At 41.6% G+C, this 16,140-nt stretch carries 14 protein-coding genes and 1 pseudogene; 3 read left to right on the top strand and 12 right to left on the bottom strand.

Annotated features, from left to right (window positions below; translation table 11 throughout):
- Positions 1-372: 372 nt before the first annotated feature.
- From MHH52_RS21245 to MHH52_RS21265, 5 genes are all read right to left on the bottom strand, one after another.
- Entirely contained in the window at positions 373-1,905 is a 1,533-nt protein-coding gene (locus MHH52_RS21245) for a response regulator (protein ID WP_340004324.1), read from the bottom strand.
- Positions 1,902-3,572 carry a histidine kinase gene (locus MHH52_RS21250; protein ID WP_340004325.1) on the bottom strand — a complete coding sequence of 557 codons (1,671 nt, stop codon included), beginning with the start codon at positions 3,570-3,572 and terminating at the stop codon, positions 1,902-1,904. The genes MHH52_RS21245 and MHH52_RS21250 overlap by 4 nt, the downstream gene beginning before the upstream one ends.
- 62 nt (positions 3,573-3,634) lie before the next feature.
- On the bottom strand, positions 3,635-4,960 hold the full coding sequence (locus MHH52_RS21255; RefSeq protein WP_340004326.1) for an extracellular solute-binding protein: 1,326 nt from the start codon (positions 4,958-4,960) through the stop codon (positions 3,635-3,637).
- A gap of 103 nt (positions 4,961-5,063) precedes the next feature.
- Positions 5,064-5,894 carry a carbohydrate ABC transporter permease gene (locus MHH52_RS21260; RefSeq protein WP_313638529.1) on the bottom strand — a complete coding sequence of 277 codons (831 nt, stop codon included), beginning with the start codon at positions 5,892-5,894 and terminating at the stop codon, positions 5,064-5,066.
- A 25-nt stretch (positions 5,895-5,919) separates the two neighbouring features.
- A complete protein-coding gene (locus MHH52_RS21265; protein WP_340004327.1) occupies positions 5,920-6,852 on the bottom strand; it encodes a sugar ABC transporter permease in 933 nt (310 codons plus the stop codon).
- 715 nt (positions 6,853-7,567) lie between these two features.
- On the opposite strand from MHH52_RS21265, the pseudogene MHH52_RS21270 reads away from it, so the two are divergent.
- Positions 7,568-8,004 (top strand): annotated as a pseudogene (locus MHH52_RS21270) (transposase); the annotation flags it as partial.
- 502 nt (positions 8,005-8,506) lie between these two features.
- Here MHH52_RS21270 and MHH52_RS21275 read toward each other — a convergent pair.
- The 5 genes from MHH52_RS21275 to MHH52_RS21295 form a co-directional block, all read right to left on the bottom strand.
- The gene (locus tag MHH52_RS21275; protein WP_340004328.1) at positions 8,507-9,097 is read right to left on the bottom strand and encodes a hypothetical protein; all 591 of its coding nucleotides are present in this window, start codon (positions 9,095-9,097) and stop codon (positions 8,507-8,509) included.
- 489 nt (positions 9,098-9,586) lie between these two features.
- Positions 9,587-9,841 carry a hypothetical protein gene (locus MHH52_RS21280; protein WP_340004329.1) on the bottom strand — a complete coding sequence of 85 codons (255 nt, stop codon included), beginning with the start codon at positions 9,839-9,841 and terminating at the stop codon, positions 9,587-9,589.
- Positions 9,842-10,001: 160 nt separating this feature from the next.
- Positions 10,002-10,535 carry a GrpB family protein gene (locus MHH52_RS21285; RefSeq protein WP_340004330.1) on the bottom strand — a complete coding sequence of 178 codons (534 nt, stop codon included), beginning with the start codon at positions 10,533-10,535 and terminating at the stop codon, positions 10,002-10,004.
- A 611-nt stretch (positions 10,536-11,146) separates the two neighbouring features.
- Entirely contained in the window at positions 11,147-11,629 is a 483-nt protein-coding gene (locus MHH52_RS21290; RefSeq protein WP_340004331.1) for a hypothetical protein, read from the bottom strand.
- 662 nt (positions 11,630-12,291) lie between these two features.
- Positions 12,292-12,528, bottom strand: coding sequence for a hypothetical protein (locus tag MHH52_RS21295; RefSeq protein WP_340004332.1), 237 nt, complete (start codon positions 12,526-12,528; stop codon positions 12,292-12,294).
- Positions 12,529-12,706: 178 nt separating this feature from the next.
- On the opposite strand from MHH52_RS21295, the gene MHH52_RS21300 reads away from it, so the two are divergent.
- The gene (locus MHH52_RS21300; protein WP_340004333.1) at positions 12,707-12,844 is read left to right on the top strand and encodes a hypothetical protein; all 138 of its coding nucleotides are present in this window, start codon (positions 12,707-12,709) and stop codon (positions 12,842-12,844) included.
- Positions 12,845-12,919: 75 nt separating this feature from the next.
- Here the strand turns inward: MHH52_RS21300 and MHH52_RS21305 are convergent, their stop codons facing one another.
- Together MHH52_RS21305 and MHH52_RS21310 are read right to left on the bottom strand one after the other, a co-directional pair.
- Positions 12,920-13,669, bottom strand: a complete 750-nt coding sequence (locus MHH52_RS21305; protein ID WP_340004334.1) for an Imm51 family immunity protein — start codon at positions 13,667-13,669, stop codon at positions 12,920-12,922.
- Positions 13,670-13,780: 111 nt separating this feature from the next.
- Positions 13,781-14,860 carry an ankyrin repeat domain-containing protein gene (locus MHH52_RS21310; RefSeq protein WP_340004335.1) on the bottom strand — a complete coding sequence of 360 codons (1,080 nt, stop codon included), beginning with the start codon at positions 14,858-14,860 and terminating at the stop codon, positions 13,781-13,783.
- A gap of 314 nt (positions 14,861-15,174) precedes the next feature.
- Between MHH52_RS21310 and MHH52_RS21315 the strand changes: the two genes are divergently transcribed.
- Positions 15,175-16,101, top strand: a complete 927-nt coding sequence (locus tag MHH52_RS21315; RefSeq protein WP_340004336.1) for a phosphotransferase — start codon at positions 15,175-15,177, stop codon at positions 16,099-16,101.
- Positions 16,102-16,140 lie beyond the last annotated feature (39 nt).

Consider the following 16,140-nt stretch of genomic DNA (forward strand, 5'->3'; position numbering starts at 1 on the left):
GTTATTAAATAAGCTTATTGAATGGACAAGTCAAATAGGAGAAGGTTTCCCTTCTCCTTCTTTGTTGCCTCATTTTTCGATCATAAAACTTGCCCTCACTTATAATACGGCTCGGTGCGAATCCACAATTTTTGAATATTCAGCAGGACATTTTCTGCTGGATATTCGACTGCTCAGTCTACTGTACTTTCAAGTTATATCCATTTATCTGAAGCCACTACACAAAGTGGTAGTATTACTTTAAAGCCAGAATTGTACGCTATTGGTGTCTGTCTTTCGCAGATTTTCAATTATGATTTATGATCGTCCTTCTGCCGCACATGCTAAATTGGAAGAACATGCAAGAGGAGCGGGAGTGGGGACTGAAGCTGGCTACCTGTCTTTACTCGGATTGATTCCAAAGTGTTTTTTGTACAATTTGCTGAAATAAAAAACATCTGTGACCCCCACTCGGTCAATGATTTCCGAGATCGGATGTTTGGTAGTCCGAAGAAGTAACCGTGCCTGCTTCAGCCTATAGGACTCCATATACTCCATGACAGATATGCCATGTTGTTCCTTAAAAAGCTTAGACAGATGCGATCGGCTTAGATTCACATGAGCACAAACATCCTCTAGAGATACCTTGGTGGCATAACGGTCATGAATGAAAGTTAAAGCCTTAGAAATCTCTTTGCGATGTCTACTATTCCAATCCAGCTCTCCAAGCCACTCTGTAAAAACAAGCTTGAAATCCGTGAGCCGGAAAGCCAGAAGCTGATCGATATCCGACTTCAATGACGCAGGGACGGCAAACCCGCTTTTCTCAATAAACTGAATCAACGTCTTTAAGTCTCCCTTGACCGATACAGATGGGCGGCATAAATGACGAAGTAGCTCGAAATAGGCCTCGATCACGCCAGGTAAAGCCGCAACCTGAAGCCTTTCATTGCCACTTCCCTCCACGGATTGAAAGAAGGAATACAAATCCAAGTCTGCAACCGGCGCCGGCACGTGTTTAGTGTTAACGATACAAGCATTTTTCTCATAGAAGAAATGAACTAATTGCTGACGGGATTCTAACACCTTCTGAAAAAAATCGTCCATATCGCTAAAGTCGCAGTTAATCAAGAAGGAGGCCTCAAGCCCCAGATATTGCTTAGTGATGGCCGAAATATCCTCAATCTTCAAGGCATGGCGGTCATCGTCAGATTCTCCTAGATCAAGAACAACAAAGCGATTATCCCCCAGATGAAATAACTCATTTCCCTTATTCCATTGCTTAATGATTTCGCGCACTACATTAATCAGGGCATAAACGGCTAGATCAGCCCGGCCCCTATATTTATTTCCTGTCCAATCTACGAATCTTTCAATTTCCATTATTGCAAATTTCGAAGGGGTGTGGAATGCCTCCATATACACGGAAACAGACAGACGCTCTGCTCTCCGAAGAAGCTCAGTATTGTGGATATGCCCATTTAGTCGTTCGTAGAACAAAGAGTTTTGCACCATCAATATTTCGTTGGGCTCGAATTTAGCTTCTTTTTCCATAGATTTATCCAAAAGAAGAATAGCTCTATTGATTTCCTCAACCACGCTATCTTTAGTAATCGTTGCCTTCAAGAGATATTTTCGCGCCCCATATTCCAACGCCTTCTGCGCCAGCTCGAATTCGGCGAAGTTGCTCAGAACAATGAACCATACATCGGGATACCTCATCCGACATTGTCGAATCAATTCCATTCCATCCATGACCGGCATCCGAATATCAGTCAGCACGATATTCGGGAGTGACCGTTCCATTTGTTGCAGTGCATCCTCACCGTTCACCGCCTCCATGACGCGTAGGCCCTCCATGCCGCGAAGCATGACCACCAGGTGAGTGCGAATGCTGTATTCATCATCCACGATCATAATATTCATATAGCTTCACCCTTCAACTCCGGAATCGTTAAGGATATAATCGTTCCATTCGGCTGCCTGCTGGTCATCTCCAATACTGATCGTTCTCCATAATGCAAACGCAATCGCTCACGAACATTATTCAGCCCAATAGAATTACGAGAAGTTGATGCGGACGAAACCATAGAACCAACACCGACACCGTCATCAGAAACGGTGATTCGTACACCGCTACCCCAACGTTCGGCTTGAATTAGAATCCAGCCCTTCATTCTCCCACTGAAGCCATGTTCAAAGCTGTTCTCCACAAGAGGCTGTAATAACATTCTTAAAACTGGCAAGTGGGTCAACTCCTTAGAGAAGTCTACCGTCACAATAATGTTTTCACCGAATCTTGCCCGTTGGATCTCCACATATTTCAGAAGATATTCCTTCTCTTCCCCCAAAGTCCAATATCGTTCGTTGCGATATAGTTGTTGCTGTAAGAGATACGATAGCGACAGCACGAGTGAGCCTATCTTATTCTGAGAGGATTGTTCTGCGAGAAAACGGATGGTATTCAATGAGTTCAACAGAAAGTGAGGATTCATTTGCTCCTGCAGGATTTTCATTTCCAGATTCCTCTTCTCTGTAGCAGCCCATTCCAAATTGTTGCGGGAGATCTGGAGGTTATGAGTCAACTGTTGCAGTAACTCTGACAATTCAGCTAAATGATAATCAGAGTGCACAGCGGTGGATAGATTAAGCGAAGGATTAACCAAACGTTTGGATAATAACCGTATTTGATGAAGCACCTGGCTGATCGTCTTCAATACGAAGGTCGATGTCGTGATAAAGATGACTAATATAATTAGAATCGTTGCTATGACCGTAAGTTGAAAATAGCGCAATTCTTTCTGAATGACGGCCGTAGAGTCCGTCTGGACCATCGTCCACTGCGTAGGCAGCAATAAGATCTCCGAATCTGTAGTAGCTCCGTCTCTCCTTGGCTGCTCCGATCGAGTGGTGAAGATCAGATTATTTTTGTCGTCCCAAATGGCATATGACCCAGTATCGTTACCCAATATCGCTTTCAAATTTTCTAAAGGAATAACTACAGAGACGATCCCTCTTTTGCTCGCAGTAACCGGACTGAATATCCATCGGCTAAGCACGATCAGGGGCTCACTTTCCTCTTGAGGCTTAAGCAATCCCCATTGGTAGCTATTGAAAAAATCGTACCCGTTCCACTGAACCGTCTTGAGGATTCCCGCTTGCAGTTCTCCTTTTTGTAAACCAAATCTAGATGGATTAGACTCAAACATATTACCGAAGTTGTCTTGTATGACAACCGCATACTTTTCGTTTAAGAAGAAGGTGTATTGAAGCCGTTCAATAGCCTCAAGATAGGTCGAGTTTTTCTCGATACTCAGCGGATCCTGCTCTTGTAGCGCATGGATGAATGCTTTGTCGTAGATAAAGTTATTGGTCGACATGAAAGCCCGTTGAAACAGGTCCTTCACCCTGGAGGCTGTCTGCTCTACTTTAATCCGGTTAATCTCTGCTACTTTATTCACCATTGTACGTTCGAAATAATGATAGGCAGCAAATAGAATGATGATCAACGGGATGAAAATAGCGACGAGTAAAATGATAATTCTCCGCCGTACGGATCTCGCTCCTTGATACCACTTACTTCCCCATCTCATGACATATCCCCTTAGTAACAACGAGCTAAGCCCACCACAAATGATGGGCTTAGCCGCTGGGCCTAATTATTTTTTTGTTCTTTGATCGCTATATCTACCTTCTCTTTCACTTCATTCAACACCTCATCAACCGTCTTCGAGCCGGTATAGTATTGGCTGACGAGATCGAGAAATGTTGATTCGTATTCTTGCGGTGCACCCAATATTGGCTTCTCTTCTACGTTGATCACATTAGGATCACCGCCGAACAAGTGGGTCACTTGCTCAAGTGTAATATCGTCATCTTTCAAAGCATTGGCTAAGTCTTCAAAATACTTGTCTTTATTTACCTTAGTATACATTGGAAGCGTACCCGTACTCAATGTGTAATCTGTAATATATTCTTTTGCAAGGATAAGCGCTTCTTTTGCATTCTTCGAGTTCTTCGGTATACCTAAAGAATCGATACTGGACCAGTTCATGTGCTTACCTGCCATTTCCGTTGGAACTGGCATTGGGGCGATACCCGCTTTCCAGTCACGTGGGAATTGATCCTTCTTCGTCGCCGCAAGTTGGGCATACCACTGTGCTCCTACAACCATTCCGTAATTCCCGTTCCAATAGGAAAGGAAATCCGTATTATTCTGGATAAACTCCGCAATCGGTATGGCTGCCTTCTTGACGTTCATGACATCATTCATCCATTCCAAGCTACGTTTAAATTCCGGAGCATTGATATTGACATTGCCATCCTCTGTATAGAACTTTCCGTTATTCAACTGGCTGCCGTAACCGTAGAAATACATTCCCCAGTTGTTATAGAACATGCCATATACCTTTTCCTTGCCGCTCAGGTTGGTAAGCTTCTGTGCTACGACAGCCATCTCATCCCATGTCATTGGCACTTTGGCATCTGGGTAAGGTACTTTGGCATCATCGAATACTTTTTTGTTGTAATACAGCATCCAGTTATTTTGTTGAATCGGGAAGCGATAATATTTACCGTCTTTATCCGGCTTAAAGTCACCGAAATCTTTAGCCATATCGACATCAACTTCTTTGGCGACATCGTCAAGCGGCATTAGAAAGCCTTTATTAATAGCATCGAATTGTTCTACACCATTGCCCCAGATCAAATCGACTTGCTCACCGCTAGCCAGCATGATGTTGCGCTTGTTAATGTATTGCTCATGAGGTACAGAAATTGGATCGACCTTGATGTTCGGATATTTCTCTTGGAAACGTTCTAAGAACGCCTTGAATTCTGTGGAATCCATATACTCCGAAATATTCAAGAACTTAAGCGTTACTTCTTTGTCCGAACCACTATTGTTTCCTTTGCTGCCACAAGCGGAGAGTGCGAACAAAAGTAGAAATGCTGTTGAAATTAACACTGACTTTTTAATCATTTTGTAACCTCCCCTTATTTATCTGGTCTTGTTTTCATTATGAACCGGAATCGGATTCTCTCAAATGTAATAAGTGCTTTTCTATTTGTAAAATAGTACGCTCTTATCCTTTTAACCCTGAAGACATTATACTCGCGATAAATTGCTTCTGAAGGGCTAGGAACACGCCGAGTACCGGGATAATTGCTAAGCAGGCTAATGCCATTTGCATCGCGTACTGCTTACCGAATTGCGTCTGGAAGCTTTGAAGACCCATCGGTATTGTATACATCTCTTTGGAATGTAAGAAGATAAGCGGTTGATAATACTGATCCCAGATCATAAAAAAGCTAAGAAGTCCCAGCGTTAACAACGGTGTTTTAGCTAGCGGAAGCGCAATTTTTATAAAGGAACGAAAAATACCAGATCCCTCTATATATGCTGCTTGGACTAATTCTTTCGGAAAGGTGAGGAAAAATTGTCGCATCAGGAAAATAGACAGAATGTCGACGATGTTCGGAATAATTAACGCCCAATGCGTATCCAGCAAACCAATAAATCGAAAGAATATAAATTGAGGGAGCAAGGTTAACTGATAGGGGATAAACATCGTTGTCAGAAAGAAGAAAAAAATGATTTCCGAATAACGGAACTTCAGATAGCCGAAAGCATATCCTGCCAAAGTTGATAGCAGAAGTCTGAACACCACGGAAATAACCACGACAAACAGGGAATTCCACATCCAGGTTGGAAATGCGGTTTCCGTCAAAATATGCTTATAATTATCCAGATTGATCTGATCCCAATGAAAAAAAACAAACGGCCGTTCGAATACTTGACTCTCATATTTGAAAGAAGTAGAAAACATCCACAGTAACGGCGTGATAAAGATAAGACCTATCAGCAAGTAAATAATAGAGCGAACTGTGTACCTTACTTTGTGGCTTAACAGCACGTTCAAAACCTCCCTCCGTGATGAATCATTGATAGAAAACCCACTTTTTCTGAGCAAACCAGTTGATTAATATAAACACCAAAGTAAGTAAGAATAAGAACATGCCTACTGCCGAAGCGTAAGAGAAATTATAATATTCGAACGCAGAACGATAAATATGGTACGTCAGCGTAGTCGTGCTGAAGGCTGGTCCACCTTTAGTCAGAAGCGCCATTTGATTGAAGGCTTGCAGACTTCCGATAATCGTAATTAATAACAGAAAAAATGAGGTTGGAGAAATAAGCGGAAACGTGATGTGCTTAAACCTTTTTAACCCATTAGCTCCATCAATAGAAGACGCCTCATAATAGTCTTTGGACACGGACTGTAGGGCGGCCAAGAACAAGATACAATGATAGCCAACGTCTTTCCATGAACCAATAATAGCCAGGATGGGAAGTGCCCAATCTACATCGACCATGTACTGGGGTGGGTGATTTACCCCCAGACTCATGAGCAAGCTGTTCAATGGGCCTTCCGTCGGGTGAAGGAATACATTCCATACAACAAGAGTTGCAACGTACGTAGTGATGTAGGGAATAATGAAGAAGGTTCTAACGATACCTCTTCCCCGCATTTTACTATTCAAGATGAGCGCCATCCCAAGACCCATTGCTAAGGTTAAAGGAACATAAATGACCATATAGACCAAGCTATTCCTGACGCTTTTCCAGAAGTCCGCGTCGTGGATCATTTTGTCATAGTAGATAAATGACTTGAACTCGAACGTATTAGTCATCAAATCAACCTTGAAAATACTCAGCAAGAAAACACAAATCATGGGGATCAGCACAAACAATAAAAAACCAATAAGTGCCGGAGTGGCAAACAACAAGCCAGCTCGCCGTTCTAATTTCTCCAATGAGTACGATCTTATTTTTTTCCTTTTGGGTTCGTTTTTCAATACGATCTCCATCATGCTTCCTCCTATATCCTTTGCTTCTTGTCAATATTATGACTTAATCAGCGGTTGGGAAGGAATGAAACAATGACCGCACTTATTTGTAATATCGTCCGTTTCAGCTTACACGGAATAAGTCGTGATCCTTCATCTCTAGCATCTAGCATTAGCCTAGTCATCCTCTTACGCTATCCTTCGCATAAAAATACCCTCCCAAAATAGGAGAATAAGATGCGAGAATATTGTGCATTTCTATTAGTTCAAATACTAAAAACGAAAGATGCATGAATGGCCCCTTATCGCTGTAATCGGTAATTCCAACCTGCCAAGAGTACAATGGCAATCGACGGATATACTTTTACAGGTATATGATACGCATGATATAAAAAACATAAAAGCAAAAAATAAGAACGCCTGTGTAGGCGCCCTTATTCAAAGTTTTGTCCAATTTGCTTTGCTAGCAAATCACAAGTATACTATCCTGCCCGTTCGTATTATGAGGTCACCAGATCTTTCTGGTGGACCTCATTTTTGTGTGGTCGTAAGATAGCGGTAGCCGGGGATCGAACGTTTCTGCCCGTGGGACTTGGATCCCGAGAGCTATTCTGTTCATCCCCCCCTACTTGTTCAACCATGGTTAGGCTGGTTGGGACGTTGATCCCGTATCACATGCGATAGTGTGGAAGACAAGAAGGTTAGGGGTTGCCGGTGAAAATACTACAGGAGTGATGTCATGAATCCAGTCATTGGTTTGGATGTGTCCAAGGGAGAGAGCCATGCACAAGCTTTTTTAGACCGTGGAGTACCTCATGGGAAGATCTTTAGATTTAATCATGATCTAGAGGGATTATCGTCTTTTCTTAATTATGTTAGAGCAGTGGAATCAGCTGCTGCCATTATCATAGCCCTGTTGTTCAGTTTCTTGATGAGCACCAGTATCTGTACATCGTCATTAATCTGTTAATCTCATATGAAGCAAAAAAAACTAATTTGAGACGGGTCAAGACGGATGCTGCTGATGACTATCAACTTGGGGCGCTGTTCTATAAAGAAGAGTTTGAACCCATCAAAAAACGGGGTCAGCATCTCATGAATTTACGCTATCTCACTCACCAGCATGAATCTTTAACGGGTATGTATGTTCAAGCGAAGCTGCAGTTCCAGGCTATTGATTGGGACGCTGAATTAGACGCTAGGGATGCTGTTGAATTTTGATGCGGCATGGAGTTCAAGTTACGAAAAAGTTGATAAAATTGATCCCTCTGAAAATAAGGTGATTAGAGAAATTAGGGAATTTGTGTTCAAGCAAACTTTTCGGATAACCCAGAATTCAGAGCTGGCAGGGTATACGTCGGACGACTTCGGTCTAATTTCCAAGGTGTTTGAAAACAAGATCAATATTGAATTTATCAATAAACTATGGGATTCCTACCTGCTAGGAAAATTCCCGAATTAAAGAATCAAACAAAGCTTAATCCTAGGACTATGATCAAGCTTTCATAATATACACGGAAGGCCGTCGAAGTAATCGTCGACGGCCTAGTTGTTGGTGATTGAACTATCGTGTCCCGTTACTTTAATCAAAAAGCAGGACGACTGCGCGCCGTTCAATTCACGTGGCCATCTGATGGCGAATCTGATGCATGGTAACAACCTGGCTAAACGTGTGAATTTATGATATGCCTTCAACAGCTTGCGGCAATACCTCTTCGTATTTTCTATATAGCACATAACGGTGGACGCCTCTGGAAGAGTTTAGTGCTTCCCTAGCATACTGAATGGCGGTTTCATAGCGGCCAGCATTAATTTCTATTTCCACAAGCAGCGTTAATCTCATCCAGTGTTTCTTGATTGACTGAAGGGTTTCTCTCGCTTGATCGCTCTCCCTGTTTTCTATTAGCAAAAACGTTTCGTAATACGTGCGATAATCGGATTTACGCATATGAGGCACAGCTTCCCGAACAGTAGCCATATCCTTCTGATAAACACCGAAAGCCGCTTTGAACTGTGCCTGTGTCTCTGCCTTCTTATATTTGCTCATAAGCTGATCTATAATCAATCTTGCTTCATCCTCTAGCCTGTTCGCTAAGACATAGTTAATGTAAATCGCAGGCGTTTTTTTCTGTTTGCGCAAAAAGGACTCCAAGCGGTCTATGCGCTTTTCAAATAGCAATGGATAATAAAAGAACAGTAGAAACGCTAATAAGGCTGCAACGCTAACAACCCCGACTGTCAGGAGTGGGGGATAATCATTGATTGTCATGAATAACGCAAATACGAAAACAACAAAATAAAATAAATTTTTCCACCATGAGGACCCCATAATTATTCTCCCTCGTACAGATTAATCAAATGCAAACATCTATTATATAAAAAATATATGTAATATAAAATGTGTGTTTATTAATTCCCTCTAACTATTCCACTATCCCGCTCTTTCGTTCAAAACAACACAACAACCTTTCTTTACAATTTCATGCCCCCTTCAAATTTGAAGATATCATACGCGTTAGTTGAACCAATTTTGCGGGGCGGCAGATTAAGGAAGGGCTCTAAGGCTACTTCCATTTAACGTTCTGCTAGTAAAACTTTCCATCTGTTTAATACCACCAAACAAACTCTTTCCGACACAATGGTCAATTATCATTAACTTTACTACGCTAAACTGCCTGTTTGTTGAACAAAGGGCTAGCTCTCGGCAGCCCTCTCATTTTTGAACTAAAGTGTCCCGTTAGCGTAACAACCAATCGGTTTAACTTTCATCTTTGAAATGAAAATGTTCATGATGGATCGCATCCATTCCAACCAACTTACTACTCTTTCTATGGTAATATGCGAAGTTATTATTTAGCGGCATTCGAAGTAATTGATAATTGTGATCTCTTGGCAAAGCTTCGACTTCATTAATGGCTAACTCACGTGTGGTGTAAATACCTATTGGAAAGAAATTTGGAAAACCAGTTGAAGCATCAGCAACGAAAATCCCCCAAACATAATCATTTGGCACATAATTCATCCTTATCTTTAGTCATTCTAAAACCTGAGTTTAGTATTCGGTGACCAGTTGGATTATCCTGCCTGTTAGTTGAGAAAACGGTAGCCGATCGTTGTCCGGCTACCGTTGTAAGTCTATTCAGCTAACGTTTCCCGATAGCTTAATGGCGTGCTTATTTCTGATGCTTGTTGTTCTCATCGCTTATTTTCTTTAAAATGATTTTCACGAATTCAGTCTTATCGTCAGCATATTTGTGCTTATTCTTGCTATTCTGTTTTACCAATTCCCGTTTAAGTTCTTCATATTGCATTCTCGCCACTTCGTTATTGCGTAAATAATCTCTAAATGACAATTGTTCAAGTAAATATCTATTTTCGCTCTCATACATGTGTATTTGGTGGGTTCTCGGTTCGCCTTTGTTAAAGTAATGTCTATCTGGTAGGAGATCAGATCCTCTGTACGTGTATCCAAGTTGCTCTAAAGGGACCACGCACTCCAAGCCAATCTCAAACGAAGGAATGACAATCGCAATATCAAGAATCGGTTTAGAACTTAGATTTCTTACGGATGTACTCCCAATATGATGAATGGATAATATTTTATTAAATAAAGCCTGATGTATTTTCTCTTTTTCTAAGAGGAATTCTATTTCCCACTCTACAGTCCAAGGGACTAAAAAAACTTCACCTTTTGGCAATCCAAGCATATAGAATCACTCCAAATATCGATTTCTTTTCTATCTAAACGATTCGGCAACATGCTCAACGATCCTACCCTTACTTCAATGAACAAGAGGAACTGCATCGCTGCAAACTACTCCACTATCGTTTCCCGTTAGCCACACATGCAGCGCAAGCGCTGCACCACAGATGATGAAAATGGGAAAATCAGTCTATACTGCTACTATGGCTGGCGAAGAAGGTCGATAAGCTATGGTGCCTTAGAGCCCATCCGTTAGTCTGACTCCAACGACCACGGTGCATCACAGATTGTCGCTCCCTTTTGGGAAGCACTCATGGGAGATTAATCCTACTCTGGTTTTTGCACCAGCCTAGCCTTTTTTGGTTGTGGAAGGAAGTTTGTTATTTTCGCTCTATCTAACTTTATTAAAGAACACATAAGGCTCAGCCTTTTTTTAAAAAGTGTTATTCTGGGTCTTCTTTATTATGCTCTTTTTCAGGTTTTGAGCTGATTCTATTTTCATGGGAGCTTAACCAACTGTAGTGTGGTTTCTACTGTTACATTGTCTTGATAAAGATTTATTGGTCTTTCCGCATCAGTTGAATACTCATCCATATGCATTTAATCTTTCGAGTTTTATGATTCCGCTATGAGCCCCTTTACCTTTGATTCAAAAATATCCCATCTAGTATCATATCCTACATTATAGTTCCACCCGCTTGAACGGAGTTTCTCGCCTAAATAAATGTAATCGGTTCGTTGCTTAGCGGTTAGCCTAACCGCTAAGGTTTCGTCACCAACCTTGAACTCTTTCAAGTAATCATATAGCTCCGAAAGAATATCTTCCTTATCATCATCTCTTTCCATTCCAGTGTGTAAGATAACTGAATCAATAGCATCATCTAATTTTTGAGTAACAAGAGGTTCGTTATCCCAATTATTATCTATTTGATACTGTATTGTTGCTTCTAGTTGGGTTAGATCTCGGTAAATGTACGCATTTAATAACTCATATTTCAATTCTTGATTTTTATTGACACGGTTATGATTCATAAATAAAGCCACATTCCCAAATAGTGATACTACTAAGATTACTTTAATCCAGTCTTCTTTCCTCATACTTTCCTTCCTCCAATCCCTACCTTCTTATTAAGTTAACCTTACTTTGGTATTCAGTTCATACTGTTGCCGTTAGCGCAATGACTGCAACCAAACCACATGCGATCATAATACCACATATTGGAATTATTCTGCCCGTTAGCGTAACAGGCTGCCGATTATGCCGGCAGCCTGTTGTCGTTGTGCTATAGTGTCTCGTTAGTATTAATGGATGACCACTTCACTTTAATCCTCAGCTATCGTAAACTATCCCTACAAATGTCCTGGACAGTATCACAAAAGACTCTCAATTTTTGAAAGTTAAAAGTCTTCCAATTATCTCTTGTGTTCTGTGAATGTGGATTAGCAGGAATTATAATTTTTTCCGTTGGTAAGTAAAAATAATTCTTTTGGGTATTCTTTTGCAATCCTGAAATTTTCTTTAAGTCCCTTTGAAATGTTCGATAAAAAGATTGTATCTGTTTATTAGGATTCTTTGATATCATACGCATTTGTATAAGTTCTCGACTTTTATCGGTTTCTCTGCCGCCGTTAACTTCAATAGAATAGGAGCTTGGTGTATCATGAAAATATCCAAATTCTTTGATTTGTGTTATATCTTGTATGGGGTAGCAGGAAAAGAAAAAAGAGTTATATGCAGTATCGATCTTAAACAGAATAAATCACTCATTCTCCATAAATTCAATGATTGAGTTTGCATGAGATTTCATTAACTCCATAAGGTTTTCTGAAACATCTTTAAGTGGATTGTCTTCACCGCAGTCATGCATTAACATTAAAATCTTTCCAGATTTTCTATCAAGGATAGCGATGCTGTCTTCTCCAAAGAATCCAATTGGGAACGGGTCTAAATCATCAGGAATTTCATATTCATCCGTAACGGGGTACCTTTCGTTCAAGAATTCGAATTCGTTCCCTCTTCGTAGTTCCGAGGCCAGCTCGACGAATTGTAAATCATTTTTTACCCGGATGAGGACGGCATCGACCTGCTGCTGCAGATCGACCGCATGGCGCGCGGCTTAGCCGGCTTGTTCGCCGAAGCGCTTGACTCGGATGAGCATTTTGTAAGGGTGCGGTTTGACAGCCGTCAACTTGCTTCGGGAGCGAGCTACGTTGCCGATCGGCTGGCTGAAACGATCCGCAAGTATGTATAAACAAACGTGTAAAAAGCCTTTCACAATGTGGGAAGGCTTCTTTATTTTGCATGCGCTGTAATGATGAAAATCCCTTCCCGACCCATATTGCGTTAAATGGGCGCCTCCGATTCCGCAACAGACGACTGCACATTGATCAATCCAATTCAGCGCGGGAGAATAAATCCCTAAATACGGCATCGTCCTCGCAAGCATCCTTAAATTCAATCGCAAAATGTTGCAAAGCCACTCTATTGTCGGAATAAGCGCAGAACATAGAGGCTTCTGGGTCAAAATGCACGACATCGGCCAGATGAGGCATTCTTTCCTCAAGAAAAACAGCAGCCACAGAACCCCAATCGTAACCGCCGCCTTCAAAACCCTCGTCTGCCCTTGTTTGAAAAACTTCATCTTTATAAGTACCGACATCCAAAAGCATGGATATATTTCCGCTATCATGCTCTACTAACCGAAAAGGTTTCATTCTCTCTGCAAAATTCCGTTCGCTCGCTGTCTGCACGGTCTTCGACTTCTTTTGATTACGTTTCTTTTGCTTTCCGATACTATTACGGCTCCTATCTAAAAACATCAACGCACTTTTATCCTCGGGGTCAAGTTTATTCGCGATTTCAAACTCTCTTACTGCGTCCTCATACTGCGACAGGTAATAATAGGAATAACCCAAACGGAAATGCCAAAGAGGGTCGTTCTCACCTTGCTTATCAATCGTCAAAAGCTGCTGCACCGCTTCTTCGTAACGGTCCAGATTGTTCATCGCTCTTGCCAAATGACCGACTGTATCATAATCTCTTTCTTGTTCAGAAATGTCCAAAATTGCGGCTATAATGTTTTCATATTCTTTATCTCGATGCCAAAGGTTTAGCTGCTCCAAAAGGGCTTTTTCCATTATTCTACCTCTTCTCGTTATGGGTGTGAGGCTGCTGACTATTAATTACCATGAATGCGAAAAGACCGCTGCTGTCCTCCTCTACGGGCGTAATAGATAGCGGGTCTTCATTTACAATTCACCTTCCATATACTTGATAATATACATTTCAGGCTGCGCCAGAAACTCCGCAAAGCTGCACAAGTCCGCATACTCCTTATGCTCCACGTCATAACAGCCTATTAGGCCTTTTTTCTTCGGATTCCACACTAGCTGAATATGGGAGTAATTATCGATATCGGCTGACAGACGCAGCAGCTTTTGCCGGCCGACCTTCATCTCAATCGTATCGGTCAATGTGAAGAAATCGATATACGCGATTTCGTATTCATTCGGCGCGAGCTCAAGGTGCAGCTTGTCTCCGGTAAGGAAGCTGACCAGTTCATCGGTCAATTTATATTTTTGCAGCTCATACTTTTTGTTCTCCACATTATGAAAATCGGCCGGCTCCAGCGATTTCAAATAGTCAGCCAGCTCCGTATGCTTATTGCTGACCGCAATCGTATACGGCCGCTCGCCGTCTTTTTCCGCTAAGGTAACGTCAGCGCCGCGTTCAACCAAGTATTTTACCATAGCCAGATTGCCCATACGCGCTGCAACCGTTAACGGGGTTGCTTGATAAGGATAGACCATATCAGGTTCGTTATAATTAATGTCCACCCCATGATCGAGTAAATAAGCGACTGTATTACGGTCATGGTCCGACACGGCTGTGCGCAATACAGCGCCGGCATGCTGCTTAATATCCAATCCCAGCTCGTGAATGAAAGGGATATTCTTTTTGTTGCCATAGTAGGCCTGTGAATATGCTCCTGACCGGACTTGATTGAGCTTGTCCAGCTTGGCGCCTTGCGCTGCGACATAGCGAACGATGTCTTCCTTGCAATAGCGTACTGCCAGCAAAAAAGCCGGATTATTTTTGACATTCAGATTGACGCCATGTTCTACCAGCAGCTTTACAACATCCAATCTCTCCGATACAAGAGCCAGATCCAGCGAGCTTAACGTCGTATATTTGCTAAGTACGATGCCCTCTTCAATATCCCAGCCTGCCGCAATTGCAGTCTCCAGTGCCGGCATATTTCCTTCGTATATATGAATCGCAATTTCCGGCAGCTCTGCGAACTTCCCTATATCTTTCAGAGTGATCATCCATTACCCTCTCCCGCCCCAAGTCTTATGAAGAGTATAGAGAACCGCTTGGTAAAATACAACAGACTTAGGGCTTATACCAGTATGTGCGATACGCATCACCGCGTTGGCTGTAATGGCAAGTTTTTATCTCACTCCGCCAACCAGGACACTTTTGGTATAACTAATTTTCAACTATACAATAACTAACTTCAAATGGGATAATCACTATGACTTAAGAGTGGGTGTGCATATGCCAGCGACATTTTCGTTCAGTGCAACAAGGATAAGAAACCAAATCGATTACTGAGACGCCGAAAAGGGGAATATAGAATATGGATTATGATAGCCTTATCAACGATATCAACCGTTCATATCACATTAATATTGAACATATCGAACTTCATCGGGAGATGATCGGTAAGGTATATTTTTTACAGAGTCGGGATAAAAGGTATATGCTTAAAATATACCGAAGCTTTAAAACAGATGACGCACTGCAGACGGTTCGCATCCTTGATTATTTAAAAGAAAATTCATATCCAGCGGTTTCTATTGTTCGGACTGACCAAAACGATAGCAATATCATTCTCAGTTTTCGCGATGGTTGCTGCGCAGGAATATTGTACGATTATGTTGAGGGAGCCATGCCTGACGGTAAGATCGAGGCGGAAAGCATCGGAAAACAGATCGGAGAGCTCCATAATTTAATGGAAAAATACCCCGATAAGCTTATCAACAGAACTAAAAACGATTACATAGACGACTACATCTCCATTATGCGAAAATTGGATTTTGATTCAGGAAAAATCCTTGAACTCGAACAGTATGGCAATGAATTATGGGAACGCATAACAAAGCTTCCCAAAAACTTTTGTCACGGTGACCTTCACACGGGAAATATGATCAGAAACCAAAGCGGAGAGTACGTTCTCTTTGATTTTGACGACGCTTCGGGTGATTATCCGAGTATGGATGTTGCATACATGTCTGACGATACCAACTTTAATCACTTTCATGAATCGATGTATGATAAAACCATGCGTTTGTACGAACGCTTTTATTCGGGATATAGTAAAGTACGCACATTGAGCAACAATGAGTTTCATGCTGTTTTTGATTTTATTGCGATAAGGCATTTTCAAATCATCTCAAGAATAGTGCGGTGTCAAGGATTGCAGAGTATATCCAAAGAATTTTGCGATGAACAGTACGGTTGGCTTGAGAAGTGGCAGGAACTTTGCATTAAAAAACAGCACTAAATCCATGGTGAAGTGCACCCCTTAGAATAGACATTGGAA

It is taken from the genome of Paenibacillus sp. FSL K6-0276 (assembly GCF_037977235.1).
GTDB lineage: Bacteria > Bacillota > Bacilli > Paenibacillales > Paenibacillaceae > Paenibacillus_AQ.

What these genes read in the sequence shown, in the direction of transcription:
- MHH52_RS21245 (WP_340004324.1), bottom strand. Translation starts at nt 1,905, where the DNA reads ATGAATATTATGATCGTGGATGATGAATACAGCATTCGCACTCACCTG.
- MHH52_RS21250 (WP_340004325.1), bottom strand. Translation starts at nt 3,572, where the DNA reads ATGAGATGGGGAAGTAAGTGGTATCAAGGAGCGAGATCCGTACGGCGG.
- MHH52_RS21255 (WP_340004326.1), bottom strand. Translation starts at nt 4,960, where the DNA reads ATGATTAAAAAGTCAGTGTTAATTTCAACAGCATTTCTACTTTTGTTC.
- MHH52_RS21265 (WP_340004327.1), bottom strand. Translation starts at nt 6,852, where the DNA reads ATGATGGAGATCGTATTGAAAAACGAACCCAAAAGGAAAAAAATAAGA.
- MHH52_RS21275 (WP_340004328.1), bottom strand. Translation starts at nt 9,097, where the DNA reads ATGACAATCAATGATTATCCCCCACTCCTGACAGTCGGGGTTGTTAGC.
- MHH52_RS21285 (WP_340004330.1), bottom strand. Translation starts at nt 10,535, where the DNA reads ATGCTTGGATTGCCAAAAGGTGAAGTTTTTTTAGTCCCTTGGACTGTA.
- MHH52_RS21290 (WP_340004331.1), bottom strand. Translation starts at nt 11,629, where the DNA reads ATGAGGAAAGAAGACTGGATTAAAGTAATCTTAGTAGTATCACTATTT.
- MHH52_RS21305 (WP_340004334.1), bottom strand. Translation starts at nt 13,669, where the DNA reads ATGGAAAAAGCCCTTTTGGAGCAGCTAAACCTTTGGCATCGAGATAAA.
- MHH52_RS21310 (WP_340004335.1), bottom strand. Translation starts at nt 14,860, where the DNA reads ATGATCACTCTGAAAGATATAGGGAAGTTCGCAGAGCTGCCGGAAATT.
- MHH52_RS21315 (WP_340004336.1), top strand. Translation starts at nt 15,175, where the DNA reads ATGGATTATGATAGCCTTATCAACGATATCAACCGTTCATATCACATT.